We start from the raw sequence: 26,593 nt of genomic DNA on the forward strand, positions 1-26,593 counted from the left end.
GTATGAAAGCTAGAATTCTATTTATCGCGGCCTCTGTCGCTATTTTGGCGGGTTGTCCGGATGATGACGATGATTATTATCGTTACGATGTCAGTGTTACTAACCTAACACCCAATCAACCTATGTCGCCCCTCGCGGTATTGACTCACAATAATAGCTTCAATCTGTTTGAAGTCGGTCAAAGTGCCTCAGTTGACCTTGAATACTTAGCGGAAGGTGGCAGTAATACACAGTTGCTTGCACTCAGTGACAGTGACGCGAATGTTTACCAAGGTATCTCAGGAAACGGGCTGATCTTGTCGGGAGAGAAGGACACATTGTCTATCCGAGTCGATCCTGCTTTAGAAGGTTACCTTTCGGTTGCTTCGATGCTCGTGAATACCAATGATGCGTTTGTCGGTGAATCTGGCTTATCGCTGAAATCATTAGCGGTGGGCGACACGTTTGTTATGAACATGAACGTGTGGGATTCAGGAACGGAGCTGAACGATGAGCTTGCAGCAACCATCCCAGGGCCCGCTGGCGGTGGTGAGGGCTTTAATAGCGTAAGAAATGATAATGATGTGGTGAGCTTCCACTCAGGCGTCATCAGTCAAGATGATGGCTTAACGACCTCTGCTCTAAGTGCTAATCATCGCTTTCTTAATCCAGGTGCGAGAATCACCATTACCCGAACTGAATGATTGGGTTAAGCGTGAAATGAAAGAATTCCTGCTCTGTTCCGGTCAATTGAAAGGTGGGTAGACTCCGAATAGAGCAGGGATCATGAATAGTGCTGCGGCAAATTTGATGGCAAACATATTACTGGTTGAAGACGACGATGATTTAGCGGAACTGGTGCAAATGCATCTCAAGTTTCAAGGTCATCACGTCGAAAGAGCCAATACAATTGAAAAAGCGCAGGGCCTATATCTGGATGGTCAGTTTGATTTGGTCGTGCTCGATCGAGGCTTACCTGATGGTGATGGGCTCGACTTTTGTCGCATGATCCGTCAGCAGGAAGATTGGACTCCCGTGTTGATGCTCACAGCAAGAGACGCTGAACTGGATAAAGTCTCGGGCTTAGAAGCCGGTGTCGATGATTACATCACCAAGCCATTCAGTGTGCTCGAGTTTCAAGCTCGTGTTCGTAATGTTTTACGTCGGGTTAATCATGCAGAAGCCACGATCAAAGAGGTTCCAACAACGGAATCTGTGATGAGTTTTGGCGGCCTTACCATTCAACCGGAGCGTCATCAGGTTTCGTTAAACAACCAAGATGTTCTATTGACCGCGACAGAGTTTACTTTACTCCATTTCTTAGCCACCCGTCCGGGTCGAGTGTATAGCAAAGATGAATTGCTCGATCATGTATGGCACACCAATCATTCAGGCTACCACCACACCGTTTGTAGTACCGTTAACCGTTTGCGAACCAAGCTTGCTATGCCTAACAGCGATGATAATTTTATTAAGACCGTTTGGGGTGTTGGGTATAAGTTTGAATCGAAGACTTAGTTCTGGTTATCGCTTTTAAGTTCATAAGAGAAACAGAAGTCATGAAGGAGATAGCATGAGTTTTAAATCACGTTTAGTGTTGTTTACCAGCTTGTGGTTTCTATTGGTGAGTGTGGTCATCGCCTATACCTACCATTGGCAGAAAGAGACTATTGAGCAACGAACGAAACAGAGTTTACACAAAGAACTCGCGCTCCACATGCGCGATGATAACCCTCTTATGATTGGGACGGACTACAACCCAAAAGCCCTTAAATCCATCTTTCATACCTTGATGTTAATAGGGCCAGACTTTGACATCTATTTCCTCGATAGTCAGGGCAATATCACCACGCATGCAGCGCCTGAAGGAACAGTGTTAGCGAACCAGATAGACCTAGCACCGATTAAGCAGTATCTAAACGATGAACCTTATCCGATTTTGGGAGATGACCCGATCAACCCAGATTCTCGCAAGGTGTTTTCTGTCGCAGCGATTGAAGAGCTAGGGTCTACGGTTGGGTATCTTTATGTACTCATTGGCAGTAACCGCCATACTGTGATTGCTAACTCACAGGTCGACACGCCTTATATCGCACTCGCAGGCCTTATGTTGGTCTCTATTTTGGGTTTTGCCATAGGAGCTTATCTATTGGTTAAACGCAGCTTGTTGAACCCGATAGAAGCTGTAACCAATAAGTTGCAACAACAAGCCGAACAAGATTTCCGCTTAGAACCTAATTTCACACATCAAGTACCAGAACTGGTGCCGATCGCGCATTCTTATCAGTTGATGGCAAAGCACATTCAACAACAGTTTTTGCAACTGGAGTATCAATCATCGCATCGTAGGCAGAGCCTATTGCAGCTGAGTCATGATCTGAAAACACCGTTATCGAGTGTGTTGGGTTACCTAGAGACGTGGAAGATTCAAAACCCACAATCGGATCCCTTAATCGATGTTGCCTACCGTAATGGCAATAAATTATCTGATCAGCTCCATTCGCTGCTAGAAAACGCTAAACATGATAATCCTGTTCCCACGTATCAATACGCTGCGATTGACTTAAATGTGTTGATGAGTGAGTGCTTGGAAACGATCCGAAGCAAGTATCTTCATAAACAGGTCGAGATTAACGTCAACATGCCTAGTGGGATAAAGGCGGTAGGGGATTGCGATTTACTTGAGCGGTTGGTTTTAAACTTGTTAGATAATGCGCTGAGGCATAGCCCAAGTGGAACCATGGTGTCGCTGGATATCGGTTTGGAAGCGGATTCCAAGCGAGTGAAGGTGGTAATTCATAATGAGGTTGAGCTGGAAGCGCCAAACGGTTCGTTGGGTATTGGTACTAAAATCGCTCAGTCGATATTAATGCTGCATCACAGCGTATTAGAAACAACAAAGGCAGAGAACTCGTTTAAACAAAGTTTCTATTTGCCGTCGATATAGCATTATTTTCCGTCGATATAATGTTATTTGCGTTCGATTTAGTTCTACTAGGATTAGCTTAGGGCATAGGCGAGTTGTTCACTGAGTAGCGAACAACTCGTTGAAAAGCTTTTAAATTGAAGAGGCATTTAAGCGTCTTCATTTCCTTCTTCGTTGCCTTCATTCACTTTCGCGTAAAAATGAAGCAGTTCTGTCAGCTCTTTTACCCAACCGAATGCTTCTGTCGGTGCTTTTTCCAAAATCTTTTCTACTTTCTCGCAATGAGTTTCAAGGTCGATGGCTTGCTCAAGGTTGAACGACATTGCGTAGAAGTGCCAAAGCAATAGACGTGTCATACGCTCAATGTTTTGTTGTGAGTTATCTGACTCACTAAATGCAAGGTTCACTTCACTCAGCGCGATTGCGGTCATTCGTAGCATCGCATCGAACTTCGCTGACTGCATGCGCTCTTCACTGGCGACTTCTTCCTGCTCAAACGTAAACAATTCCGTCATCGCGTCTTCAGGGACAAGACGATGGATCATTCTTAAACTGAATTCTTCTAGTTCCTCACGAGGCATGGTGTTTAAGCTAGTTAAAGTGTAATCGCGTTGCATAGCGTTCTCTTGGATGAGCAAAAAGGTCGGACAGTTTAATGGAGAACTGAGCTTAGAAAAAGCATATTTTGGATAAGCCTACGTCTGCAGGCTTATCCAAGTATCAAACGCCTTAGACTCAGCGCTTAAAGGTTATTTATAGCGACTTAAACATTGTATAGCGACTCAAACGTTATCAGCTTTTGCTGAAGCTTGGTGGTTGATACTGCATAGACTGATCGTTTCTCATGAAAATGTTGCTCGCGACCAAGCTGCCGATGCAAATCGAACAAAGAGCAACCCAAGTCATCGCATCTGGAATCTCGTTAAACAGTGGAACCGCCAACAGGGTTGCGACGGCGGGGGTAGCACTACCAAAAGCGGCCGATCGCTCTGCGCCTAATGTGTTAACAGCATAAAGGTAAGTGAAAGCTGCTATTAACCCAGCACCGACGCCTTGTACTGCAGAATGTACAGCAAGCTCTGTAAATGGCCATTGGGCGATTGGTGTATCCATTAGATGGCTGGGTAAGCTGCCAGTCAGGATAAGGAACAGCAATAGCAAAGTAGAACAGAATGAAATGAACCCCGCACTCACTAATGCATCAAGGTTGGCGACACGTGCTGAGATGGTAAAAGTGGCCCACATTAAGCTTCCACACAAAAACAACAAATGGCCTTTGGTGTATTCAAAGTTGAAGCTGCTTAAGCTACTGCCTAAAAACAGCAATATACCGAGCAAAACCAGAGCTAAACCGGCGATACGGTGTCGGCTAAGGGGTTGCTTAAAAAGGAGTACCGCAATGCCAGTGACGAAGAGTGGCAGCGTTCCCGGAACTAAAGCACTCCCGTGTGATACCGGAACAAATTGCATAGCTGTTCCTGCGACGAGCAAATAAGGCAATCCGCACCCCACAAACATGCCTGCTAGGTAGCGTTTAGGGACTGAAGAGATAGATGTGCGCGCTTTCCATACCAAAGGCAGTAGCACTAATGCAGGGATGAGAAATCGCGTTAGTGCGATGTCTGCAGGTGTTAAATCTGAATTCGCGCCGTCTTTAAGCGAAAGAAAAAAACTCGCCCAGATAAGCAGAGTAACAACGATTGATAGATAGCCAAGCTTCATAGTAAATAAGGAAAGTGGATTATGCTTAATTATGAATTAAGAGCTATGCCATAGGTTGGCAAATTTAGTTCTAACTTGAGTTATCATTGAGGATTCCTGCTAATATTTATCAAATTATTAACGAATTTAACCAATGATCGGCATTTACTATGGATAGAATTGATAGGCATCTTCTAGAGTTGCTACAAAAAGATGGCAGGTTAACCACGGCTGAGTTAGCAGATGAAGTCGGTTTATCACCTTCACCGTGCGCAAGACGCATCAAAAGGCTTGAGGAAAAGGGAATTATTGACGGCTATCGTGTGAGTTTGTCGCGAGAGCAAGTTGGCATTGCTATGAGTGTCTTTGTTGAGGTGAGTCTAAACAATCATCAAGAAGTGTCGATCGATAAGTTTGAAGGCGCCATTGTCGAGATGGAGGAGGTGATCAGCTGCCACGTAGTATCTGGCGCTTATGATTATCTGTTAGAAGTGGTTAGTCCGAATCTGATGTCCTATGAGGCGTTTACAAGAAAGCTGCAACGGCTCTCAAACGTCAAGGACATACATACGCATCTCGCGATTAGACAAGTGAAAGGTAATGCGCCGCTGCCTGTCTATGTTGATTAAGATTGATTGTGTTGACTAAGACTGACTGCTCTAAATCAGCTCGATTAAGCCAAGTAAGAGCGATTAAGCTGAAAGGGTAACTTATATGCATTGAGGTTGGTTGGTGAGCTGAAAAAGCAATGTTCTAATGCTGATAGAAATGTCAGGTTGAAAACTAAACTAGGCTCGACAACTTAACATAGCGGCCATAAAAAACGGAGCACCTTGTGAAAGGTACTCCGTATGTATAGGTGCAAAAATCAGTGATATTTAAAGTTAGAGATTGAACAATCTCCGGTTTTTACATTAATTCTGAATGAAAATGCATGTGAATGGTAATCCACACCGTCATTCCAAATTGTCTCTCCAAATATCCTACATAGCTCTAGCTCACTTACTGAACCGAACTCTTCCATGTGTTTAGCGACAGATAAAAGTTTACCTCTTATCTCTGCAGTCCCTTCCGTGTTACTCAAGCAGTTGAAAGCCATAGTCTTTTGCATATTACCTAGCCAAAATGTTTCTTGTTATTAAGTTATATGAAGAATCATGATAACAATTTTCTGGCGTTTGTAAATCTATTTTGTGATGAATATCTCACATATTTACTTGCATTGGTCGGAAAATGAACTTTATTGTTGATAGTTAGCACATTAGATTTACAAGCTATTGATAAAGCTTTGATTAACTATTTTTCTGGATATTCTGGCAGCGAGATAGTCCGTTATGAGAATAAATCCAGTCGATGAACAGAGGGCGGTGAGTGTGAGCTTCAGTTTGATGCATCATTTATTGGTGCTTTGCATGGCGTGCGTCATCTATCATTTTGGCTTCCTTACGATACTTTGATGACAGCTGACGGAATTTTTCGCTGAGTGTGTGGAGATCTTTGGCGAGCGATTGCGAGCTCGTTACGTGCAACTGTGCGCTTTCGGTTTGTCGCGGAAGTTTTGCTTTAGCACAGTGTTGAGCAACGGCTTGCCATGAGTGAATAAGAGATTGAGCTCCGTCTAATTCGGTAGAGACGACGTATGCCTGTTTTAACAAAACCTCAGAGACATCATAAGCGGTATTCATATGACTATTGAGCTGCACATTAAACCTTTCTTCATATTTTGCCCAAAGCTCAATGATCTGTGTTTCGTTGAAGTGTTTAGATAGCAGAGTTTGTGACTCATAGGTTGAGAGAACTTGGTTGAACTCTTTGGTGTATTGGTTGTAGCGATCTTCATATACGAGTTGGCGATCCAACAATGTTTGCCAGTTTTCACGATCGCAATGGCTTGCGACCGCGGCATTGGCAATCAAAGGTACGCTCATAATGATAACCTTTACCCAAAAACGCATGACTTTCCTCTACTTACCGTGCTCTCTACAGACAGTATAGATGAGTGGTGGCGTGAGTTGATGTACACTTCATGTAACCCTAAAACGGAAGAGCTGGTGGATTTGATGAAAAAAGCGCTGATCGCTTTACTTGTGTTGTTAATATTGGGCGGAGGAGGAGCAGCGTACTACTTCTTTGTTATGAAGAAAGACTCACCACCAGCAGACAAAACCGAAGAGTCCGTTGAAGAAGTTGCTCAGCCTGAAGCTGATTTAAAACCGATCATGGAACTTAAACCTGAGCCAGAACAGACAGAGTTTTACGTTCTGGATAGAAAGCTTGAAGTGGTAGAACAACCAGAAGTTGATGGATTGATAACAGATTACCTCTACAAAGGCGAAAAAGTCGAAGTACTCGAAAAGCAGGGTGAATGGGCACGTATCTCAGACTATATCGTTCTAAAAGAAGACGGCCCACAGACGGCCGAATGGGTTTCGATGTCTGGCCTATCCAATGATGAAGTGATTATTTCTGAGAAAGAAAGCATAGAGATATTGGATTCATATTTGGTTAAATCCGACGATCTTAAGATCCATAAAGAGAAGTTCCGCAATACGGTTGCCGAGCTGATCTCTGATGGCGAATGTGACCCAAGTGACTTCGAAGAATTGGGTGGTTGGGTGAAATCGGTAAAGTACAGTGACCGAGATGTCTATTTTATCTATTGCGGCGGACTGTCTCTTGAAAATAAAATTTATTTAGATGTAAATACAAACGAAACATTTACTAAGTAAGATCCGATCCGATATTAATAATTAGATGTATTAATAGCCATTAAATTTTCCATTTATTTAGACTGAAAGCCCACTCTCTTGAGAGTGGGCTTTTTGTTGTCTACTCAATTTTAATTATCGAAACAGAGTTTTAGCCATTGTGATTTCAACATTTATTTATATTGGATTTTATATAGAACAGCCTCGATAGATTTATTAATAGGCAATAGTAATCTCACTATTATTCCCTCGATCAATTGTTTCGTTTCTCAATATTGCATTCTCATTGAAACTAGTTAGGGAGTGTCATTTTGTTTCTAATAAACAAAGGCTTATCGGCTTGGTGATATAATTAATGTTAAATAAAGTCTATTTATATCAGTGGCTTGGTGGGTTTTACATAAGCGTAACATTTCATGGTTTTTGGGATGTAAGTCAGATTTCTTGCCATAACATGAAAATATTTTTTATTTGTAATAATACTTTTTGATTTTGAGATGTAGGGTTTAATTAAAGCAAAACGTAAAGTTTAATTATCGACTAAGACATTATCTTATTAACATCATTGTTATTTAATTGCTTGTAAGGGATGGAACCATTAATGAAAAAGCTTGCTTTAATTACAGGATCAAAAGGCGGTATCGGCTCAGCAATTTCTTCTAAATTAGTCGCGGATGGCTATCGTGTTATCGCGACCTATTTTACTGGGAATTATCAGTGCGCACTGGATTGGTTTAATGAAAAGCAATTTACTGAAGATCAAGTGCGATTGTTTGAATTAGATGTCACCAACACCGCTGAATGTGCACAGAGCTTAAGCAAGTTGTTAGAAGAAGAAGGCACGGTGGATGTTTTGGTCAACAACGCAGGTATTACTCGTGACAGCGTCTTCAAAAAGATGGATGCCGAAGCTTGGAAAGATGTGATTGAGACTAACCTCAACAGCCTTTTCAATGTGACACAGCCTCTGTTTGCACCGATGTGCGAAAAGGGCAATTGCCGAGTCATTAATATTTCTTCAGTCAATGGCCTAAAAGGTCAGTTTGGACAAACTAACTACTCGGCGGCTAAAGCTGGAATGATTGGTTTTTCAAAAGCCTTGGCAGCAGAGGGGGCTAGAAGCGGAGTGACGGTAAACGTGGTTGCCCCTGGCTATACAGGCACACCTATGGTTGAGCAAATGAAGCCTGAAGTCCTTGATTCAATTAAAAACCAAATCCCAATGAAACGTTTAGCGACGCCTGTAGAAATTGCAGACGCAGTGGGCTTTTTAGCAAGTGAATCTGGCGCGTACATTACAGGCGAAACACTGTCTGTGAATGGCGGCTTGTACATGCACTAATTGGCGAAACTGAAGGGAATGGAATAATGGAAAAAGTATTTATTGTTGGGGCTAAACGTACTCCTATTGGTGCCTTCACCGGGTCGCTAAAAAACGTATCTGCGGGCGAGTTGGCTGGCGTTGCGATCAAAGGCGCACTTGAGTCTGTCGATCTTTCGTTGGATGCGATTGATGAAGTGATCGTCGGTAATGTGATTTCGGCAGGTCAAGGCATGGGGGTTGCTCGTCAGGCTTCCATCTATGCAGGGTTACCTGAGGAAACACCTGCATACGGTGTGAACATGATCTGCGGCAGCGGTATGAAATCGGTGATGGATGCGGCGGCTCACATCAAAGCACAAGATGCTGAAGTCGTTATTGCGGCGGGTGTTGAGGTGATGTCTCAGATTCCTTTTATTGTGCCACCGAGTATTCGCAACGGACACAAGATGGGCGACATCTCAATGAAAGACTTGCTGGTGGGTGATGGGTTAACCGATGCGTTCAATCACTACCACATGGGCATGACGGCTGAAAACATCGCCAACACTTTGAATATTTCGCGTCTCGCACAAGATAACTACGCGTTAGAAAGCCAACAGAAAGCAGTTGCTGCGATTGAAGCGGGTAAGTTCAACGAGCAAATCGTACCTGTAGAAGTTAAGCAACGCAGACACACCGTCACTTTTGATACCGATGAGTATCCGAAGTCAGACGCGACATTCGAAGCTCTACAAAAGCTTCGTCCAGCCTTTGACCGTGAAGGTACGGTTACCGCAGGTAACGCTTCGGGCATCAATGATGGCGCAAGTGCCATTATCTTAGCGTCTGAATCTGCGGTCTTGAAATACGGCCTGACACCACTCGTAGAGCTAAGCAGCTACGCGCAATCGGGTTTAGACCCAAAAATTATGGGGTTAGGTCCAGTAGAAGCGGTATCTAAAGCGTTAGATAAAGCGGATTTAACTTTAGAAGAAGTTGAGCTGTTTGAGTTGAATGAAGCCTTCGCTGCACAGGCGTTAGGCGTAATGTACCAGTTGTCTGAACAACATGATCTGCCGCTTGAAGCGTTCAAATCTAAGGTTAATGTCAACGGTGGCGCTATCGCACTTGGTCACCCTCTAGGGGCATCAGGTAACCGAATTATTGTTTCGCTCATCCACGAAATGATCGAGCAACATACCAATTATGGTGTTGCTTCGCTTTGTGTGGGCGGGGGAATGGGAACCGCTGTTTTGCTTAAAGCTATCGAGGGTTAGAACTCGACATACCGTAGGCGAGCTAAATTGGTTTTTTAAGCTATTAATTTTTTTAACTATTTCTTTATTACGCTATTTCTTCACTAACTATGTATTCACCAGGAGTTACTTATGTACACGGATATTTTCAAAACAATCACAGACCAAACTGAAAAGCAGTTCGAACCGTACTTGAAATTCAATAAGTTGGTTGCAAAGAACGTTCAAACAATGACTGAACTTCAAATGAATGCGTTGCAGACTTATACCGATATGGGTCTTGCACAAATGAAAGCAGTCAATGAAATCAAAGATGTAAATAGTCTTACAGCTTTTAACGGTCAGCAACTAACGGCACTTACTCAATTGTCTCAACAGATGATGAGTGATAGCTCAAAAATGCAAGCTGCTGCAAAAGAGTTCAAAGAAGATGTTGAAACACTAACAACTGAAAACTTGAAAACAGTTACACCTGCATAAAACTAGTCGCCATCGAGTTAGTACAGGTTGGCCTGTGCGGCTTGGTGGCGATTTTCCGATTATTGGAGTCATGTTATGTTTCAACACTTCTTTTCGGACTACCTTGTTAAGTTTCAACAAACGAACCAGCAATGGTGGGAAAATTTTGAACAAAACAAGGAAGCCGCGCAATCTCCCCTAAATAAAGCGATGCAAGAATTGAATTTTGATGATGCATCGAAAATTTTTGAACAAGCCGCAAACCAACCAGCCGTTCTACTTCAGCTGCAATCCCAATGGTGGGAACAGCAACTGCAAATCTGGCAAAACGCAGCACTGATGGGTAACACTGAAAGCGTTATCACTGAAGATCGTGGTGACAAGCGTTTTATCGATGATGCATGGAAGAACGACCCTTTCTATAGCTTCATCAAGCAATCTTACTTGCTGTTTAGTAAAAGCTATATCGATACCATCAACTCTATTGAAGGCATTGACGAGAAAACCAAAGAGCGTGTAGCGTTCTTCTCACGTCAGGCTATCAATGCCATGTCTCCAAGCAATTTTATCGCGACTAACCCAGAGTTGATGAAGCTGACTCTGGAGAGAAATGGCGAGAACCTTCTTGATGGGTTAGAGCAGTTGCAAGCGGACGTGGAAGCGAGCGCCGACATCCTTAAGATCCGCATGACCAATAACAACGCATTCCGGTTGGGGGTGGATGTCGCGAATACAGAAGGTGATGTCGTCTTTCAAAATGACTTGTTTGAACTGATTCAGTACCACCCAAAGACACCACAAGTTAATGCGACACCATTGTTGATCGTTCCGCCGTTTATCAATAAGTACTATATTCTCGACCTTCGTGAGAAGAATTCGATGGTACGTTGGTTGCTTGAGCAAGGGCATAGCGTATTCATGATGTCTTGGCGCAATCCGGGCGAGGCGCAGAAAGACCAAGAGTTCGGTGACTATGTCACGGAAGGTGTCGTTAAGGCGGTCACCGCTATTGAAGAGATTACCGGCAAAGAACAAATCAATGCCGCAGGTTATTGTATTGGCGGTACAGTACTCGCATCTACGGTGGCTTACTATGCGGCTAAGCGCATGAAGAAGCGTATAAAAACGGCGACCTTCTTTACCACATTATTAGATTTCTCTCAGCCGGGTGAGGTTGGGGCGTACATCAATGAAACGATAATCGACGCGATTGAGAAACAGAACGACGCGAAAGGCTACATGGATGGTCGCTCGTTGAGCGTGACGTTCAGTTTGCTTCGAGAGAACAGCCTGTACTGGAATTACTACATTGATAACTACCTTAAAGGCAGTAGCCCGATAGAGTTCGATCTGTTGTACTGGAACAGTGATAGCACTAACGTGGCGGCTAAATGCCATAACTTCTTGCTGCGAGAGCTCTACCTTGAAAATAAATTGGTTCAAGACAAAGGCGTGAAAGTAGGTGGTGTTTGGATTGATTTGAATAAGATCAAAATACCAAGCTACTTTATCTCAGCTAAAGAAGACCATATTGCTTTGTGGCAGGGGACTTACCGTGGTGCATTAAACACTGGTGGCAACAAAACGTTTGTTTTAGGCGAGTCTGGCCACATTGCCGGCATTGTTAACCATCCAGAGAAAAAGAAATACGGCTACTGGTTGAACGACAACCTAGACGATTCTGCTGACGAATGGCTAAATAACGCAAGCCATAATGAAGGCTCATGGTGGACACACTGGGATCAATGGTTACAAGGCTTTGAAGCTGACGAGAAAATCGAACCTTTCAATCAAGGTTCCGAGCTTCACCCTGTGATTGGCAAGGCGCCGGGCAACTATGTTAAACAGGTGCTGCCGATTGTTGATAAAGAGGCCGCTGAGCAAGACGTCGCCGAGACAAAAGCTCCGGAAAGCGAAGCTTAGAATTGATTATCACAACTTAACAGTTGAAATACGAAGCGCCAGATAATAAAAAAGCCACTGAATTCAGTGGCTTTTTAGTATCAACTCATCCCTAAAATAATTGGCATAAGTTGAAGCAATTTCGATTTCTAATCGATTTCTTTGTCTTTAGTCATAGATAAAAGCCAAAGAGATACGGCTGCAACACCTGCAAAGCCACCAAGAATGATAACTGGCATAGCGCTGTAACCTAGGATGTGCCAAATTACGCTTTCTAAAGTACTCATTCAATCGCTCCTTATTGCCAGCCTTCAACGCCGTGCATGTCTGGTAGTTTATGTGCGATACCTTTGTGGCAATCTACACACGTTTTTTCACCAGAAGCTAGCGCAGTTGAGTGTTGTTTCGCACTACGAGGGCTCTGCTCTGAAAAGTCCATGTAATCAAACTGGTGACAGTTACGACACTCAAGTGAGTCATTGCCTTTCATACGTTTCCACTCACGTTCAGCAAGGTGGGCACGACGTGCTTTGAATTTCTCTTCAGTGTTGATGGTTTTTGCAATAAAGTGCGCGTACAACTCTTTAGATGCCTGAACCTTACGTACAATTTTATCTGTCCACTCGTGAGGTACGTGACAATCTGAACAGATAGCACGAACGCCTGAGCGGTTAGAGTAGTGAATTGTTTCTTGGATTTCAGCAACAATAGGAGCATGACAACCAGAACAGAACTCTTCCGTGTTGGTTGCTTGCATACCTGTGTTAAATGCACCCCAGAATAAAAGACCGCCAGCGAAGCCCAAGAAAAGTACAACGCCTACCGCTGCTTTACTTGGTGTCGCGAGTCTTTTCCAAAACGCTTTAAGTAATTTTATCATATATAGCCTCTCTTACCGTCTGGCTACGATTAACGCAGTGAATCTACAGGTTTGAACTCGTTCTCAACTAGTGGTTTAGCATTAGCTTGAGGTACGTGACACTGTAGACAGAAGTAACGACGAGGTGATACGTCTGCAAGTACCGCATCTTCACGGTTCATGTAGTGAGTTACACTCACTTTAGTAGCACCCATTTCTTTTGCGTTTTTCCAGCTGTGGCAAGAAAGACACTTGTTAGCGTTAAGAGAAACTTCATAGCTACGAATAGTATGAGGCACTAGAGGTGGTTGGTATACGTAGTCACTCTCAAGTACTTGGTCACGAGGGAACTTTTTGAAGTCATCCGCTGCGCGAGTAGCTTCAAGTTCACTTGCACCACGTAGAGATTCTACGCCACCAATGCCGCCTGGGTTATCCAGTTCAGCTTGAGCTTGAACTGCACCAGCTAGCAAAAGACCAGCTGATAGTAGGGCAGTAATCAGTTTTTTCATGGTTAATTTCTCCGCCTAAAGGCTAATTCTTTGAGTGGACTACTTCTTTCAAAAAGTAACGAAAAAAGTAGTCGCAATATTAAATACGTTAGATCTTGTATCTAGGTTCTAAAAGCAATTGGCGCTTAAGAAACCTTAGTGATCTTAACTGGACACTTCTTGTAATCCGTCTGCTTAGACAGAGGATCCGTTGCATCCAAGATCAACTTGTTGATCAGAATTCTTGCATCAAAGAATGGTACGAATACCAAGCCTTGTGGTGGACGGTTACGACCACGAGTTTCAACACGAACGCGTACTTCACCACGTTTGTTTTCGATAAGAACTTCATCACCACGGCGAAGGCCACGAGCTTTAGCGTCAGCAGGGTGGATGTAACAAAGTGCATCCGGTACTGCTTTGTAAAGTTCTGGTACACGACGAGTCATAGTACCTGTGTGCCAGTGCTCAAGAACACGACCTGTACATAGCCACATATCGTATTCATCGTTTGGTACTTCTGGTGGCGCTTCGTATGGAGCGTTGATGATCAGTGCTTTACCATCTGGCTTGCCGTAGAAGTCCCAGTCAGAACCTTTCTTAGCGTATGGATCTGAACCTTCTTTAAAGCGCCAAAGTGTTTCTTTACCGTCAACAACAGGCCAACGTAGGCCACGAACTTGGTGGTAGCGATCGTATGGTGCTAAATCATGACCGTGGCCGCGACCAAAGGCTGCGTATTCTTCGAATAGACCTTTTTGAACGTAGAAACCTTGAGCTTGTGCATCGTCGTTAAGCTCTTGAGCTTCAGACAGTGGGAATGCATCAACGTTGCCGTTTTTGTAAAGCACGTCGTACATGGTTTTGCCACGGTACTCAGGCATTTTCGCAACCAGTTCTTCGCCCCAAACTTCTTCAATAGTGAAGCGCTTAGAGAACTCCATAATTTGCCATAGGTCAGACTTAGCTTCGCCTACCGTTTTCACTTGTTGGTACCATGCTTGTGTACGACGCTCTGCGTTACCGTAAGCACCTTCTTTTTCGATCCACATTGCTGTTGGAAGGATAAGGTCAGCCGCTTGAGCTGTTGCTGTTGGGTATGGGTCAGAACATACAATGAAGTTATCCGGGTTACGGTAACCTGGCAGACGTTCAGTGTTGATGTTTGGACCAGCTTGCATGTTGTTGTTACACATTACCCAGTAAGCGTTGATCTTACCGTCTTTAAGCATACGGTCTTGAACAACAGCGTGAGCACCTGGTTTAGCAGGGATAGTGCCTTCTGGAAGTTTCCAGATGTCTTCTGCGATTTTACGGTGTTTAGGGTTAGCAACAACCATATCTGCCGGAAGACGGTGAGAGAACGTACCAACTTCACGAGCTGTACCACACGCAGATGGTTGGCCAGTAAGTGAGAATGGGCTGTTACCTGGAGTAGAAATCTTACCTGTTAGAAGGTGGATGTTGTACACAAGGCTGTTCATCCATACACCACGAGTATGTTGGTTCATACCCATAGTCCAAAGTGACATTACTTTGATGTTTGGATCGGCGTATTGCTTAGCCAGCTTGATCAGGTCATCTTGAGATACACCTGACATTTCAGATGCTTTCTCAACGGTGTATTCAGCAACAGAAGCTTTGTAGTTCTCGAAGCTAATATCAGTCATTTTGCCTGAGTTAGGGTTCGCAGCTGCCTGTTGTAGAGGATCATCATCACGAAGGCCGTAACCGATGTCTGTTGTTGCTTGCTTGAAGTTCGTGTGCTTGTTCACGAAATCCCAGTTAACGGCATCGTTTTGAATGATGTAGTTAGCAATGAAGTTAGCAATCGCTAGATCTGATTGAGGTTCGAAGATGTAACCCGTGTCTGCAAGCTCAAAAGAACGATGGTAGTAAGTAGACAGTACGTTTACTTTAACGTGTGGGTGGCTTAGACGACGGTCTGTAATTCGAGTCCATAAAACTGGGTGCATTTCTGCCATGTTTGAACCCCACAGAACGAATGCGTCTGCGTGTTCGAAATCATCGTAACAACCCATTGGCTCATCGATACCGAAGGTACGCATGAATGCACCTACCGCAGAAGCCATACAGTGACGAGCGTTTGGATCGATGTTGTTTGAACGGAAGCCCGCTTTCATCAGCTTAACTGCTGCGTAACCTTCCATTACAGTCCACTGGCCTGAACCGAACATACCAACGCCTGTTGGACCGTTCTTTTTCAGAGCTGCTTTCCACTTCTCAGCCATTACGTCGAATGCTTTGTCCCAAGATACTGGTGCAAAATCACCATCTTTGTGGAACTCGCCATCTTTCATACGAAGAAGAGGCTGTTCAAGACGGTCTTTACCGTACATGATTTTTGAAAGGAAGTAGCCTTTAATACAGTTAAGGCCTTTGTTTACAGGTGCTTCTGGGTCGCCTTGAGTCGCAACCACTTTGCCGTTTTGAGTACCTACTAGTACTGAACAGCCCGTACCACAAAAACGACAAGGCGCTTTATCCCACGTGATTTTTGTTTGATCTGAGCTAGCAATCAGGTTGGTTGCTGTTGCCGGTAGAGATACACCTGCAACGGCTGCCGCTGATGCAGCTGCGTTTGCTTTCACAAACGCACGTCTTGTCATTTTCATACTTCACCCTCAAGTTGAGAATTGTTGCTTCCAGTTTCTAAATCCGTTTCGTCTAGATCAGTCTCGATTTGGTGGTAAACCAAAGCTGTCCCTAAAACGTTCTTAATGTTATTTATTGCTTCGATGGTGTCCGTTACAAAACCTTGGTTTTCGGTTTCTAGGACCACGATGATTTTGCCTTCAGGGCTATCTCCGTAGATCTCTGCATTATCAAACTTTTCGATTTCTGCTTTAATCTCGACCAGATGCTCTGGGCTCACATGCACGACTAAACTTGATATATGCACTTCATTTAGTGCCATAAATTGCTCTCGTTATTTTTGTTTTATGCATTACTCACAAGAATAGCTGAAGTAGGGCAAACTGCTACGCAGGCTCCACAACCGTTACACTCATTTAACTCGATTTTTGGTAGAGCAACACTGCCTGCTCTAAGTTGAAATTGAATGGCCATAGGTTCACACATGTCACCACAGCTTCGGCATTCAACATTTTGTTGCGCTAAACACTTATCAGAAATACGTGCTTTTGCTTGCCAAGGCTCTCCTTGCTTTGGCTTAAAAATGGGTTCGGGACAAACATCTGCACATTGATAGCAGAACGTACATTCATCAATAGAGAAATCGACAGTGGGGAACCCACCATCGCCTACAATGATTATCTTAGTCTCACAACTCTCGATGCATTTTCCACAGCGAGTACAGTCATCTACAAAGCTTTCTAGGTTGTTAATCCAAGGCAAACGAATTTGGCTTGCATCCACTTTTTTTCTCGAAAACATACGGCGTTTTGATAAATCTACCACAAGTAACCTATAGATGTTGCTAAGATGTTGTAATTGTAGGCCATTATTTCATTAATATCTTGTAATTAGTCCTCACAAGTAGTGTAGTTTTAGAAACAATTGTATAAATACCCCCTAAGGGCTAATTAGGGGCATATATTGTCTTAGATCAATAAATTACAAAGCGAGTGATCACATATTGAATGGAGCTATGATTTTTGATGTGTGACAATACGATCTTGCTGGCTATTCATCTCTCACTAGGAAGGCTTTTTTGCTTATAAAACCGGTTTCATCTGTCACTAGCACAATAGCAAAATCGTTGCTTTCTATACTGTTGCTGTCGGTTGCTACTACTGGCTTTGCTATCTTCACTTTGGCTTCGAGCTTGAATGATGCAGAAGCCATAAATGTGGCAGGTTCAATGCGTATGCAGAGCTATCGTTTGGCGCATGATATTCAAATAGAATCAGCTGATTACAATTCTCATATCCAAGAATTTGAAAAGTCACTCTATTCGTCTTCAATGGCTGAGTTGGTCAGTTGGGAAGTGCCAACCGATATCACAGAAGATTACTATCTAATCATTGGTCGCTGGCATGAATTGAAGCGGGTATTGAATAGCGATGATCGTCAACATTATCTGGTGTTGGTGGAAAACTTTGTAAATGAGATAGACCACTTCGTTTTCAAGCTTCAGGAGTTTTCAGAGAATAAGCTGATTAAATTAGCGTGGGCTGGTGGTATTGGCTTAGGTGGCATTCTCGTCATATCTCTTTTTGTTGTTCACTTTGTGCGTAAACAAGTTGTTAAACCTCTCCATGCGCTAGTCGGCGCGAGTCAGAGGATAAAAAATAGCGACTTCAAGGTGGAATTGCAGGTTACCAGCAACAACGAATTGGGTATTTTGACGAAAACGTTCAACTCAATGGCCAAAGATTTGGGTGTGCTTTATCGAAACCTCGAAGATGTCGTTGATGCCAAAACGATTGAACTGCAAAACGCGAACCAATCATTACAAGCGCTTTATTATTCGTCTCAAGAACTCACGGTAACGCGGATTGCACCTGAAAACTTTCGGGCCATCTTGCAGCACCTAGTCAGCTTAGAAGGGATTGAGTCGTTAAGATTAGAGATTGTAGATAACTCAGGTCGTTCATTGATAATGGATGAGGGCTACGACGCGAATCGTGAGTATGAAAAATTTGAGATGAAGCTGGATGATAACGAGCTCATTTTGGGTTACCTGTATTGCTCATATCATCATGGGCACTCAACAAAGACGTTAATAGAGAGCTTTATTCAACTGTTATCTCGTGCAATCTATTATAATCGCGCGCAAAAGAAAGCCGAGCAGCTTATTATAATGGAAGAGCGTGCGACAATAGCACGTGAGCTGCATGATTCACTTGCTCAGTCACTTTCATACCTGAAGATCCAAGTGACTTTATTGAAGCGTGTGATTGGTAAATTACCTGAGCAAAAACACCGCGAGCAATCAGAGCAAATTGCTTCAGAGATAGGTAATGGCTTAGCCGATGCTTATACTCAGTTAAGAGAGTTGCTCACGACATTTAGGTTGTCCATTAAAGAGGGCAACTTCGGAGATGCTTTGAGCACCATGCTCGAGCAACTCAGTGATAGAACAGATGCCAAGATTAACTTAACCAATAATCTGTCATCGATTGAGCTTGATGCGCACAGTCAGGTTCACTTGCTTCAATTGATTCGAGAAGCAACAATAAACGCAATAAAACACGCCAATGCCGACTTGATAGATGTATGCTGTATCGATGAAGATGGTGAAGTATTAGTCGTGATCAAAGATAATGGAGATGGCTTTGACCTAGGTAGTTCGAGAATGAACCACTATGGAATGAGCATTATGCAGGAGCGTGCGGCAAGACTGAATGGCGACTTAACGATTGAAGCAGCTCAAGGTGAAGGCTGTACAGTCATATTGAAATATAAAAGTTTGAAGGAAGTTAAAGTTGACGATTTGTAAAGTAATGCTGGTTGATGATCATCCATTGATGCGCCGAGGTATAAGCCAATTACTAAGCTTTGAAGACGAATTTGAAGTGATTGCAGAAGCGAGCAATGGCACCGAAGCCGTTGCACTTGCTCACGAAGAAGAACCTGATTTGATCCTTTTGGATCTGAATATGAAAGGGATGTCTGGATTAGATACCCTAAAAGCACTTCGTACCGATGGTTCAAGCGCTAACATTGTCATCTTAACCGTATCGGATAGCCCTGCAGATATAGAAGCTATCGTAAAAGCGGGCGCTGATGGTTACTTGTTGAAAGACACTGAACCCGATGAACTCATTGAGCTGCTTAAGCAAGCACACAGCGGCGACAAAGCCTATAGCAGTGTCGTTTCTCGTTACCTAAATGATGCTGACAGTCGTAATGATATCTTCGACCAACTGACTGAGCGTGAAACTCAGATCCTTCAAGAAGTTGCGAAAGGTTACCGTAACAAGCAAATTGCTGATCATCTGTTCATTTCTGAATCGACAGTTAAGGTACACATGAAGAGCTTGCTGAAGAAGCTGCAGGTACCTTCACGTACGGCTGCAACGGTTCTTTATCTAGAACGTTACGGTGAAATGAAGTAGGGCTTGTTCCTTTGAAATAAACTATTTCAAGCCATACTATTAGTTACAAGTGTCCGGATCAAATAGCGTTAGCTTCTAACGACATTGAACATGTTACATTAAAAAAGGCGCTGAACTATTAAGTTCAGCGCCTTTTTGTTTCAGCATTTTATATCTAAATTAGCATGTCTCTTTTAATGAGAATTAAGCTGCCATTGGTACTAGAACAAGCGTACCGAAGATAACTGTGATAAGACCACAGATTACTGGGACAGATGTACGTTTTACGACTTCAAATGGGCTGATTTTACCCATACCAGAAGTCGCTACAATTACACCAGATACTGGCGAGATGGTACGACCTAGGTTCGATGCTTGAAGCATTGGGATGATTAGGAACGCTGGGTTCAAGCCCATTTTCGCTGCCAGTGATGGAGCAAGCTCTACGAATGCATAGAATGGCGCGTTACCAGAACCTGTCGCGATAGCAGCCGCAACCGTTAGACCCGTCAGGATTAGCATCAGTGCGATACCGCCTGCGCCTGCCGATTCAGCAAGACCGATTAGGTTATCAATCGCACCGATAGACATTAGACCTTGAGCAAATACGCCCGCCGCAACCAACAGCATTACCACGCCTTTGAATGCTTCTGCCATGCCTTGGTAGCAAGAATCTAGATCTTCTAGCGTTTTTTCGCCGTCGAACTTCTTCACAACATAATCGATGATTGCGCCCACGAAGATAGAGCCCACTACGATAGTGTAGATATCAAGTGACAGGCCCGGAATTGTACGGCCGTTAAATAGGAATACACCGATGATAGGCAGGAATGGCAACGCAGCGTAGAAAGCGGGTGCTGTCGTTTCAATGTCAGAAACGTCTACTTTTTCCATTGGTGTGTTTTCTTTCTTATCCAGATACTTGTTCCAGAAGAAAGCGGCTGCAGCCATTACGATGATTGCACAAATAGAAACAGGAAGTACCGTTTGAACGGCAAACACATCAAGAGACATTCCTGATTTTTCAGCTGCAATAACCACATCACCAGACGTTGGTGAAAGGATAATTGCCGCAGGCGAAGCACAAACCGCGACAGCAGCAGGGCGAGAAATACCCATTGCTGTCATCATTGGGAATAGGGTCGCCATCAATAGAACACCAAGGCCTGTTGCAGAACTTACTGCTAGCGACATTAGACACGCTACGATGTAAGCCGCAACAAGAAGTACATAGGGAGACTTGATAGCTGCAAGTGGTTTAGAAAATTGCTTTACTACCACGTTGTTCGCGCCGATATGAGTCATGTATGAAGCGAAACCACACAGAAGCATGATTTGCATGCCTAGGCCGCCCCCGCGGTATTGAAGCATGTACTTAACGAATTCTAGTGCGTCGGTAACCATGTTACCTGTTGAAGCTACCTTAGCTGGTAAAACTGTGTGACCAATAAGGCCAGTAATAAGAAGTAGGGCAAGGCCAGCAGTTAATAATACACCCGCTGCTTTATAGCCTTTCACAATAAAGTAACCAACAGCGATGGTAATCACTAATCCGATCAAGAGCTCTAGCATAGAAATCTCCACAAAGTTTAAAAAATATAAGAAAGTGTTTCAGAATATGACAATGAATGTACAGAAAACTGCACTGTGGCACGAGGCATAGTTGAGGTTGATATGATCTAAGACAAACATTTTTTTCGATGTTAATTATGGTTATAAATCATGATTAACTACTGTTGTTTAGATGTTAATAAACAAATTATGTGGCCTGCTAGAATATAACTTGGATCACTTTTGATTGGTTTAGTTGCATATGAGTGGTTAGTTTATAAAATTATCGTGTTTTGTTTATTTGTCGAGGTAACTGACAGGAAAGGGGGCTTTATGACAAGAAAGTGGATTGTTTTATGATTTGGCGCCTACTGAATTAGGTTGATAAACGCCAAATCATTGGAGGATGAAAAGTACTTATTATTGCAATGTACTCATCAATTTATATTTAACTCAGGTTCGGTGTTTGAATAAGTTGGTAAATCAGGACATGCCATCTTTTTACAAAAGTGGATCATGCCATTTTGAGTGACGAGTAACAGCTCATCATCGTTCAGAGGTATGTAAGGCATTGCGTCTGACGACAATACAGAACCTTCACTGATCATGACTTTCTCATAGAACTCTAACTCTCTATTCGGCAAAATTTGCTCATGTGCACTTTCATCTAATGAAATATTGTGTTGAGTGGCCGTATAAGATCCAGATGAAGTAAAGCCAGCTTGTTTGGTAGACACATACAATAAATCGTAGCTATTGTTTTTCTTAAACTCGATATTGATTGACGACTGATTATAGATAACTTTATTAGTTGGGGTGATCACAGACGCAGCGTTAGCTAAATAATGGCCTTGCAAATGAACTTTAGGAAAAATAGTCGTCAGCCAACCGACTAAAACACCAATTAGTGTCACTCCAATTAATGTACGTATTTCTTTATTCACAAGTTACTCCTGTAAAATCACTAGGGAAGCTTAAAGATTTTCCTGAATTATCGATGATGATTTTTCGTCCTTTATGCTCATAAAGAGTAACGTTATTAAGCTCATTAAAAGTAAACTCGTCTGAGGCTATTTTACAAGAAAGAAAATGCTGACCAGTGAGTTCTTCACCTAAGCTATTTCTATTTAAATATGTGAATAGGTAGTGAGAACAAACAGCGGCAATTATAAACAAGGCTATCAGTGTCAATAGATTGTTTTTCTTATCTACAGGGGCGACTGTTTCAGCTTTGGTGGTTTCTTTATTAGAGTTAGCTGTTTGTTGCTCAGCTTCTTCTGATTCCTGTCGTCGTTTTATTTTTTGTAATGCGCGTTCTTTGTCTTGCGTTACTTGCCCTGAAAATCGGTAACCTTTACCGCGTTCAGTGACAATGATCATTCCGGTTTTATCTTCTAAAGCTTTGCGACAAATGGAGATAGTCTGCATTAAGCTACCATCTTCTACATATATACCTTTGGACACCCACACTTGCTCGATTAGAACTTGGCGAGTGATCACTTCATTCGGTCTAGAGATAAAATATTTGAGTAACTCTGACTCATTAGAACCTATTGGGTAGGTACGGCCCGTCTTGAAGTGATGGATTTCACTCTCTTCTAAATTGACCTGTATATCATCATTGATAATGAATTCAGCAGACATCTGGGTTCTCGTTGTTATAAGCGTTCTAACGTAAATATAACAAATGTCAGCATAAATATAAACTCACTATTTTTCGTGCTAGTACATTGTAAGTTGTTAAATATAAACAATTAATCTTTATCATTTAGACTTTCTTATAAACCTTTTTTAGGTTGTTTAATGCGTTTTAAGGTGCTTGGCGTTCACTGCTATTGGATCATTGTTCGGTGACGCTGATTTAGTGGGTGTGGGTTAACGGCTCAAATTTCTTACGTAGTTCTATCAACGTGTCATTCCAACTCTGTGTTGCCTTGCTCTCTGCGAATAAAAGTCAAGCTTACCTCTGACTCAATCGGCAACTCAAATAACGATAAACGCATGACCACACCAGTTAAATGCGAAAGCTACGAGGGAGAAATTTTGAAAGAATTCAATAAGCCATATTTATGTGGACTAATAACGCTAGCCTTACTCGGCTGTCAGTCAGAAGACTCGACTCAAGAGCCCGTTTCAGTATTAGTACCTTACAACATTAATGAACTACCAAAACCGAATGACGGTTACGGGTATGACGACGACGGAACTATCACTGGAGTCGGTGAAGACGTCGCAGCAATGTCATCGACTAACGACGCGTATTATCAAGATTACAATAACTCATACGCAGCCCTAGACGGCTGGGGGCTTTGTGCAGAGCCGATTTTAATTCCTCTACAAAGTGTTAATTCTGATAAGCGTTATCCACTAAATAACGAATCCTTAGCCGGGAATGTTGTATTAATTGATAACGTAACAGGTGAGGAAGTTGATACTAAAATATCAGCTGATGGTTCCAATATTATTATTCAATGCGAATCAGGATTAAAAGAAGGAACGACGTATTCGATCGTTGTGACTGATGGGGTAAAAACTGAATTTGAAGAACCTCTAAAAGCAGATGCTAGCTTTGATGAATTGATATATTCAGGTGTTCCACTAGAAAGCGATAAGGAAGTAAGTCTTCAAGAGCAAGTCTTGAGTGCAATTGATTCATATTATGCGTTATATCCAGATAAGGGTATTCCTGTATATGCCGCGCAATTTAAAACTCAGAGTGCTTACTCGACTTTAGATGCGATGAGAGATAATCATATTTCTGAAGGTACGTCTTTTTTACGAGAACCAACTTTAGTTCAAGATAAACAGAACAAGTATGATCTCTATACTCAAAAGTTAAAACTGCCGTTTTATTTACCTTTTACCGAAACCCGTGAGGTTGAATGTGATTATGACGAATATGAGCCTAAAGCATCATGCCCTCCTTTATACGAATGGATGAAGACTGATTCTGGTGGCTTTCCTACTGAGGCTGATCCACTTCCGGTTGTTGTAGAGTCACAAATTATCAATGCTGATATCTACACCCCAGCTCGTTGGGATGGAATAGAGCAACTACCGACGGTTGTGTTTGTTCATGGCGTTACAGCTGATAAGTCAGCGGCTTCGCTAATGGCAAAAGATTATACGACACAAGGCTTTGCCGTGGTCGCTATTGACATGCCTTATCATGGCGAGCGCATGAGATACGATGTAAATGGACTTGAAATTAGTGCTAAAGCAAACAAATCTTTCTTCATCAATATCGACTCACCTCTAGCTCTTCGCTCCAATTTACAACAGTCAGTTTCTGATTTTCTAGGGTTACGCTTTGCTTTGAATGATCAGCCGTGGGTTGATAAGAGCAATATCCACCTAGTCGGACACTCTTTGGGCGGAATTATGTCGGTAATGGTCAGCGAGTTTAGCCAAGAGACTCGTGAGCTACAGGCTAACTCTGACTTCTCATTTAATACCGTTAATTTTGTTGTTCCGGGACAAGGTTTAACCAATTTGGTTTTGTCTTCTCAAACTCTGGGACCAGAAATGTCTGAAGGTGTGAAAAAATCGCCGGATGTACAGCGTAGTATCGCTGAAACTGTGATTCCGGAAAACTGCGACGCAGAGAATAACAACCAAGAGTGTATTGAGTCATTAAACGAGTTTGTCAGTTTATCTTCCGAAAATGCTCTTACGGTTAGCCAGTTAGAAAATGATATTTATGACCTCCTTGTGACTGGTTTAAAGCAGGGTGTTCAGGCTGCTATTGATAGCTCTGACCCAGCGAGTTTTACATCCCGCCAAGCTAACAACAAACAACCAACGTTATTGCTGGCGGCAGTGGGTGACTGCGGTGAAACGTGTGATGTTGGAGTGGATTATATACCAGACAGTGTCGTTCCCAATTCAGCTCCAGACAACATAAGAACGGGAACTGAGCCACTAATTAGGGCTTTGGGATTAGCTCCAATTACGGGTACGACAGGACAGCCATTAACTACTACAGAAACCCGGGGGGTTATTCGAACGACCACGGGAGGGCATGGTACTTACCTTTTCCCCTACGAGGGAACGATGGACGAATCAGGATTACCCGGATTTCCAGATTCTGAAGAGCTCAATTTTGTTTGGGATGCGACCAATACTCAGCAGGTTGCCGTTGCATCGATGGTAACAACAACGGGTGCATCAATCGAAATAGTGAACGAAGATCATATCGAAACAGAGGTGCCTCAAGATGAAGAATAAACTCTTATTAGGCACCGCAGCTGCTCTCATTCCTTGCTTAACAAACGCCGCAGGATTCCAACTTAACGCACAATCAGCAACAGGGTTGGGCCGTGCATTTGCGGGCGATGCCGTGATGGCAGATAGCGCCGCGATTGTTGCAAAAAACAGCGCTGCGATGGCTTACATCGAGCAACCAACACTCTCTGTTGGGGCTATTTATATCGATAGTGGTATTGATGTGTCTAATGTTAGCTACACGCCAATGATTGGTGATACTCAAACGTTAGATGATCAATCGTTAGATGCGGGGACGTTAGTCCCAAACATTCATTATGTTCATCCTATCGAAGGTTCTAAATTCACATTGGGTGCAACTGTGCACTCTAACTTCGGAACCGATGTTGAGTTTGACGAGTCGTTCGAAGCGGACGAGTTCGGAGGTAAAACGGCGCTTTCCAGTATCAACGTTGGTTTCGCTGTGGCTTACGAGTTGTCAGAAAAGATCAACTTAGGCGCGGGGCTGGATGTCATTTACGGCGAGGGTGAGATATACCGCCAAGGCTTGCTAAATGTGGACGCAGATGGCTTCGGTCTGGGCGCAAATGTTGGCGCGACTTACCAAGTCAACGAACACAACAAATTTGGTATTAGTTATCGTTACAGCCCAGATATCGAAGTAGAAGGTGATATTACTAAAGGTGGTGTCCCTGCTGACAAGATGAACGTGCCTCTACCAGACACTCTAGAGTTTTCCGGATGGCACCAAATCAACGAGCAATGGGCATTCCATTACAGCCTGCAATGGGTGAATTGGTCTGAATTTGATTCATTAACGTCTGATTCTTACGACGATTCTATCAAGGAGTATCAATGGAAAGATGCAGGACATATTTCGGTCGGTGGCACATACACCATGTCAAAAGACATCGTGCTAAGAGCGGGCTACATGTACGACATTTCTCCAACTGATGAACTCACATCGTTATCAATTCCTGATGTTAACCGTCATTGGCTAACGGTCGGAGGGACATATAACTTCACGGCTGCCGTTCTGTTGACATTGGTGTCGGATTTATCATCGGAGAATCACAGGATATTGACGAAAGCCTGACGACTATTCCTGGAACGAGTTCCAATATAACTGCTGATGTGACTGCCAATGCTCTCTTGCTTGGCGTTCAATATCAGCATCGTTTTTAACTTTTACTTTGGAGTTCTAAACGTAA

General features: G+C 43.1%; 24 protein-coding genes and 2 pseudogenes. 13 read left to right on the forward strand and 13 right to left on the reverse strand.

Annotated features, from left to right (window positions below; genetic code table 11):
- Nucleotides 1-2 precede the first annotated feature (2 nt).
- The 3 genes from AC3CKG_RS22810 (at nt 3) to AC3CKG_RS22820 (ending at nt 2,926) form a co-directional block, all read left to right on the forward strand.
- Nucleotides 3-683 carry a spondin domain-containing protein gene (locus tag AC3CKG_RS22810; RefSeq protein WP_488529433.1) on the forward strand — a complete coding sequence of 227 codons (681 nt, stop codon included), beginning with the start codon at nt 3-5 and terminating at the stop codon, nt 681-683.
- Between the two features lie 82 nt (nt 684-765).
- Nucleotides 766-1,497, forward strand: a complete 732-nt coding sequence (locus AC3CKG_RS22815; RefSeq protein WP_488529434.1) for a response regulator transcription factor — start codon at nt 766-768, stop codon at nt 1,495-1,497.
- A 55-nt stretch (nt 1,498-1,552) separates the two neighbouring features.
- A complete protein-coding gene (locus AC3CKG_RS22820; RefSeq protein WP_488529435.1) occupies nt 1,553-2,926 on the forward strand; it encodes a sensor histidine kinase in 1,374 nt (457 codons plus the stop codon).
- A 128-nt stretch (nt 2,927-3,054) separates the two neighbouring features.
- Here the strand turns inward: AC3CKG_RS22820 and AC3CKG_RS22825 are convergent, their stop codons facing one another.
- Together AC3CKG_RS22825 and AC3CKG_RS22830 are read right to left on the reverse strand one after the other, a co-directional pair.
- The gene (locus tag AC3CKG_RS22825) at nt 3,055-3,522 is read right to left on the reverse strand and encodes an exoribonuclease R (RefSeq protein ID WP_102311884.1); all 468 of its coding nucleotides are present in this window, start codon (nt 3,520-3,522) and stop codon (nt 3,055-3,057) included.
- 175 nt (nt 3,523-3,697) lie between these two features.
- Entirely contained in the window at nt 3,698-4,627 is a 930-nt protein-coding gene (locus AC3CKG_RS22830; protein WP_488529436.1) for a DMT family transporter, read from the reverse strand.
- Between the two features lie 149 nt (nt 4,628-4,776).
- Between AC3CKG_RS22830 and AC3CKG_RS22835 the strand changes: the two genes are divergently transcribed.
- Nucleotides 4,777-5,235, forward strand: coding sequence for an Lrp/AsnC family transcriptional regulator (locus tag AC3CKG_RS22835; RefSeq protein WP_099165573.1), 459 nt, complete (start codon nt 4,777-4,779; stop codon nt 5,233-5,235).
- A 239-nt stretch (nt 5,236-5,474) separates the two neighbouring features.
- Here the strand turns inward: AC3CKG_RS22835 and AC3CKG_RS22840 are convergent, their stop codons facing one another.
- Both AC3CKG_RS22840 and AC3CKG_RS22845 read right to left on the reverse strand, forming a co-directional pair.
- Entirely contained in the window at nt 5,475-5,717 is a 243-nt protein-coding gene (locus AC3CKG_RS22840; RefSeq protein ID WP_017105871.1) for a hypothetical protein, read from the reverse strand.
- A 269-nt stretch (nt 5,718-5,986) separates the two neighbouring features.
- Nucleotides 5,987-6,561 (reverse strand): annotated as a pseudogene (locus AC3CKG_RS22845) (hypothetical protein).
- Between the two features lie 96 nt (nt 6,562-6,657).
- Here AC3CKG_RS22845 and AC3CKG_RS22850 point away from each other — a divergent pair.
- The 5 genes from AC3CKG_RS22850 (at nt 6,658) to phaC (ending at nt 12,255) form a co-directional block, all read left to right on the forward strand.
- Nucleotides 6,658-7,335, forward strand: a complete 678-nt coding sequence (locus AC3CKG_RS22850; protein WP_488529973.1) for an SH3 domain-containing protein — start codon at nt 6,658-6,660, stop codon at nt 7,333-7,335.
- 580 nt (nt 7,336-7,915) lie between these two features.
- Nucleotides 7,916-8,656: an SDR family oxidoreductase gene (locus tag AC3CKG_RS22855; RefSeq protein ID WP_017109528.1), complete on the forward strand. Its 741-nt coding sequence runs from the start codon at nt 7,916-7,918 to the stop codon at nt 8,654-8,656.
- Between the two features lie 26 nt (nt 8,657-8,682).
- Nucleotides 8,683-9,894, forward strand: a complete 1,212-nt coding sequence (locus tag AC3CKG_RS22860; protein WP_488529437.1) for an acetyl-CoA C-acetyltransferase — start codon at nt 8,683-8,685, stop codon at nt 9,892-9,894.
- Nucleotides 9,895-10,005: 111 nt separating this feature from the next.
- The gene (locus AC3CKG_RS22865; protein ID WP_488529438.1) at nt 10,006-10,353 is read left to right on the forward strand and encodes a phasin family protein; all 348 of its coding nucleotides are present in this window, start codon (nt 10,006-10,008) and stop codon (nt 10,351-10,353) included.
- Between the two features lie 75 nt (nt 10,354-10,428).
- Nucleotides 10,429-12,255, forward strand: a complete 1,827-nt coding sequence (phaC, locus tag AC3CKG_RS22870; protein ID WP_488529439.1) for a class I poly(R)-hydroxyalkanoic acid synthase — start codon at nt 10,429-10,431, stop codon at nt 12,253-12,255.
- Between the two features lie 128 nt (nt 12,256-12,383).
- On the opposite strand, the gene AC3CKG_RS22875 is transcribed toward phaC, so the two are convergent.
- From AC3CKG_RS22875 to napF, 6 genes are all read right to left on the reverse strand, one after another.
- Complete coding sequence (locus AC3CKG_RS22875; protein WP_004731329.1) at nt 12,384-12,521, reverse strand: TIGR02808 family protein; 138 nt, start codon at nt 12,519-12,521, stop codon at nt 12,384-12,386.
- A gap of 11 nt (nt 12,522-12,532) precedes the next feature.
- Nucleotides 12,533-13,114 carry a NapC/NirT family cytochrome c gene (locus AC3CKG_RS22880; protein ID WP_004731326.1) on the reverse strand — a complete coding sequence of 194 codons (582 nt, stop codon included), beginning with the start codon at nt 13,112-13,114 and terminating at the stop codon, nt 12,533-12,535.
- A gap of 29 nt (nt 13,115-13,143) precedes the next feature.
- Nucleotides 13,144-13,605 carry a nitrate reductase cytochrome c-type subunit gene (locus AC3CKG_RS22885; RefSeq protein ID WP_004731324.1) on the reverse strand — a complete coding sequence of 154 codons (462 nt, stop codon included), beginning with the start codon at nt 13,603-13,605 and terminating at the stop codon, nt 13,144-13,146.
- A gap of 125 nt (nt 13,606-13,730) precedes the next feature.
- Nucleotides 13,731-16,220: a periplasmic nitrate reductase subunit alpha gene (gene napA, locus AC3CKG_RS22890; RefSeq protein WP_017109531.1), complete on the reverse strand. Its 2,490-nt coding sequence runs from the start codon at nt 16,218-16,220 to the stop codon at nt 13,731-13,733.
- A complete protein-coding gene (locus AC3CKG_RS22895; protein ID WP_017109532.1) occupies nt 16,217-16,522 on the reverse strand; it encodes a chaperone NapD in 306 nt (101 codons plus the stop codon). The genes napA and AC3CKG_RS22895 overlap by 4 nt, the downstream gene beginning before the upstream one ends.
- A 23-nt stretch (nt 16,523-16,545) precedes the next feature.
- Nucleotides 16,546-17,025 (reverse strand): ferredoxin-type protein NapF, encoded by a 480-nt coding sequence (gene napF, locus AC3CKG_RS22900; protein WP_017109533.1) that lies wholly within the window; start codon nt 17,023-17,025, stop codon nt 16,546-16,548.
- Between the two features lie 253 nt (nt 17,026-17,278).
- Between napF and narQ the strand changes: the two genes are divergently transcribed.
- Together narQ and AC3CKG_RS22910 are read left to right on the forward strand one after the other, a co-directional pair.
- Nucleotides 17,279-19,009 (forward strand): nitrate/nitrite two-component system sensor histidine kinase NarQ, encoded by a 1,731-nt coding sequence (gene narQ / locus AC3CKG_RS22905; protein ID WP_488529440.1) that lies wholly within the window; start codon nt 17,279-17,281, stop codon nt 19,007-19,009.
- A complete protein-coding gene (locus AC3CKG_RS22910) occupies nt 18,996-19,628 on the forward strand; it encodes a response regulator (RefSeq protein WP_017105883.1) in 633 nt (210 codons plus the stop codon). The genes narQ and AC3CKG_RS22910 overlap by 14 nt, the downstream gene beginning before the upstream one ends.
- Nucleotides 19,629-19,811: 183 nt before the next feature.
- Here the strand turns inward: AC3CKG_RS22910 and dcuC are convergent, their stop codons facing one another.
- From dcuC to AC3CKG_RS22925, 3 genes are all read right to left on the reverse strand, one after another.
- Entirely contained in the window at nt 19,812-21,179 is a 1,368-nt protein-coding gene (dcuC, locus tag AC3CKG_RS22915; RefSeq protein ID WP_076666537.1) for an anaerobic C4-dicarboxylate transporter DcuC, read from the reverse strand.
- Between the two features lie 416 nt (nt 21,180-21,595).
- On the reverse strand, nt 21,596-22,102 hold the full coding sequence (locus tag AC3CKG_RS22920; protein WP_076666535.1) for a hypothetical protein: 507 nt from the start codon (nt 22,100-22,102) through the stop codon (nt 21,596-21,598).
- Nucleotides 22,095-22,802, reverse strand: coding sequence for a winged helix-turn-helix domain-containing protein (locus tag AC3CKG_RS22925; RefSeq protein WP_488529441.1), 708 nt, complete (start codon nt 22,800-22,802; stop codon nt 22,095-22,097). Before AC3CKG_RS22925 ends, AC3CKG_RS22920 begins: the two co-directional genes overlap by 8 nt.
- Nucleotides 22,803-23,159: 357 nt before the next feature.
- Here AC3CKG_RS22925 and AC3CKG_RS22930 point away from each other — a divergent pair, with 357 nt between their 5' ends.
- Both AC3CKG_RS22930 and AC3CKG_RS22935 read left to right on the forward strand, forming a co-directional pair.
- Nucleotides 23,160-25,385 carry an alpha/beta fold hydrolase gene (locus AC3CKG_RS22930; RefSeq protein ID WP_488529442.1) on the forward strand — a complete coding sequence of 742 codons (2,226 nt, stop codon included), beginning with the start codon at nt 23,160-23,162 and terminating at the stop codon, nt 25,383-25,385.
- A pseudogene (locus AC3CKG_RS22935) lies at nt 25,375-26,567 on the forward strand (outer membrane protein transport protein). Before AC3CKG_RS22930 ends, AC3CKG_RS22935 begins: the two are co-directional and overlap by 11 nt.
- Nucleotides 26,568-26,593 lie beyond the last annotated feature (26 nt).

This window comes from Vibrio sp. QJM3NY_15 (genome assembly GCF_057785995.1).

Coding starts and splice junctions, on each gene's coding strand:
- AC3CKG_RS22855 (WP_017109528.1), top strand. CDS start 7,916: ATGAAAAAGCTTGCTTTAATTACAGGATCAAAAGGCGGTATCGGCTCA.
- AC3CKG_RS22930 (WP_488529442.1), top strand. CDS start 23,160: ATGACCACACCAGTTAAATGCGAAAGCTACGAGGGAGAAATTTTGAAA.
- AC3CKG_RS22840 (WP_017105871.1), bottom strand. CDS start 5,717: ATGCAAAAGACTATGGCTTTCAACTGCTTGAGTAACACGGAAGGGACT.
- napA (WP_017109531.1), bottom strand. CDS start 16,220: ATGAAAATGACAAGACGTGCGTTTGTGAAAGCAAACGCAGCTGCATCA.
- AC3CKG_RS22875 (WP_004731329.1), bottom strand. CDS start 12,521: ATGAGTACTTTAGAAAGCGTAATTTGGCACATCCTAGGTTACAGCGCT.
- AC3CKG_RS22835 (WP_099165573.1), top strand. CDS start 4,777: ATGGATAGAATTGATAGGCATCTTCTAGAGTTGCTACAAAAAGATGGC.
- AC3CKG_RS22885 (WP_004731324.1), bottom strand. CDS start 13,605: ATGAAAAAACTGATTACTGCCCTACTATCAGCTGGTCTTTTGCTAGCT.
- AC3CKG_RS22895 (WP_017109532.1), bottom strand. CDS start 16,522: ATGGCACTAAATGAAGTGCATATATCAAGTTTAGTCGTGCATGTGAGC.
- AC3CKG_RS22830 (WP_488529436.1), bottom strand. CDS start 4,627: ATGAAGCTTGGCTATCTATCAATCGTTGTTACTCTGCTTATCTGGGCG.
- AC3CKG_RS22825 (WP_102311884.1), bottom strand. CDS start 3,522: ATGCAACGCGATTACACTTTAACTAGCTTAAACACCATGCCTCGTGAG.
- AC3CKG_RS22820 (WP_488529435.1), top strand. CDS start 1,553: ATGAGTTTTAAATCACGTTTAGTGTTGTTTACCAGCTTGTGGTTTCTA.
- AC3CKG_RS22810 (WP_488529433.1), top strand. CDS start 3: ATGAAAGCTAGAATTCTATTTATCGCGGCCTCTGTCGCTATTTTGGCG.
- AC3CKG_RS22925 (WP_488529441.1), bottom strand. CDS start 22,802: ATGTCTGCTGAATTCATTATCAATGATGATATACAGGTCAATTTAGAA.
- AC3CKG_RS22880 (WP_004731326.1), bottom strand. CDS start 13,114: ATGATAAAATTACTTAAAGCGTTTTGGAAAAGACTCGCGACACCAAGT.
- AC3CKG_RS22860 (WP_488529437.1), top strand. CDS start 8,683: ATGGAAAAAGTATTTATTGTTGGGGCTAAACGTACTCCTATTGGTGCC.
- phaC (WP_488529439.1), top strand. CDS start 10,429: ATGTTTCAACACTTCTTTTCGGACTACCTTGTTAAGTTTCAACAAACG.
- AC3CKG_RS22815 (WP_488529434.1), top strand. CDS start 766: ATGAATAGTGCTGCGGCAAATTTGATGGCAAACATATTACTGGTTGAA.
- AC3CKG_RS22865 (WP_488529438.1), top strand. CDS start 10,006: ATGTACACGGATATTTTCAAAACAATCACAGACCAAACTGAAAAGCAG.
- dcuC (WP_076666537.1), bottom strand. CDS start 21,179: ATGCTAGAGCTCTTGATCGGATTAGTGATTACCATCGCTGTTGGTTAC.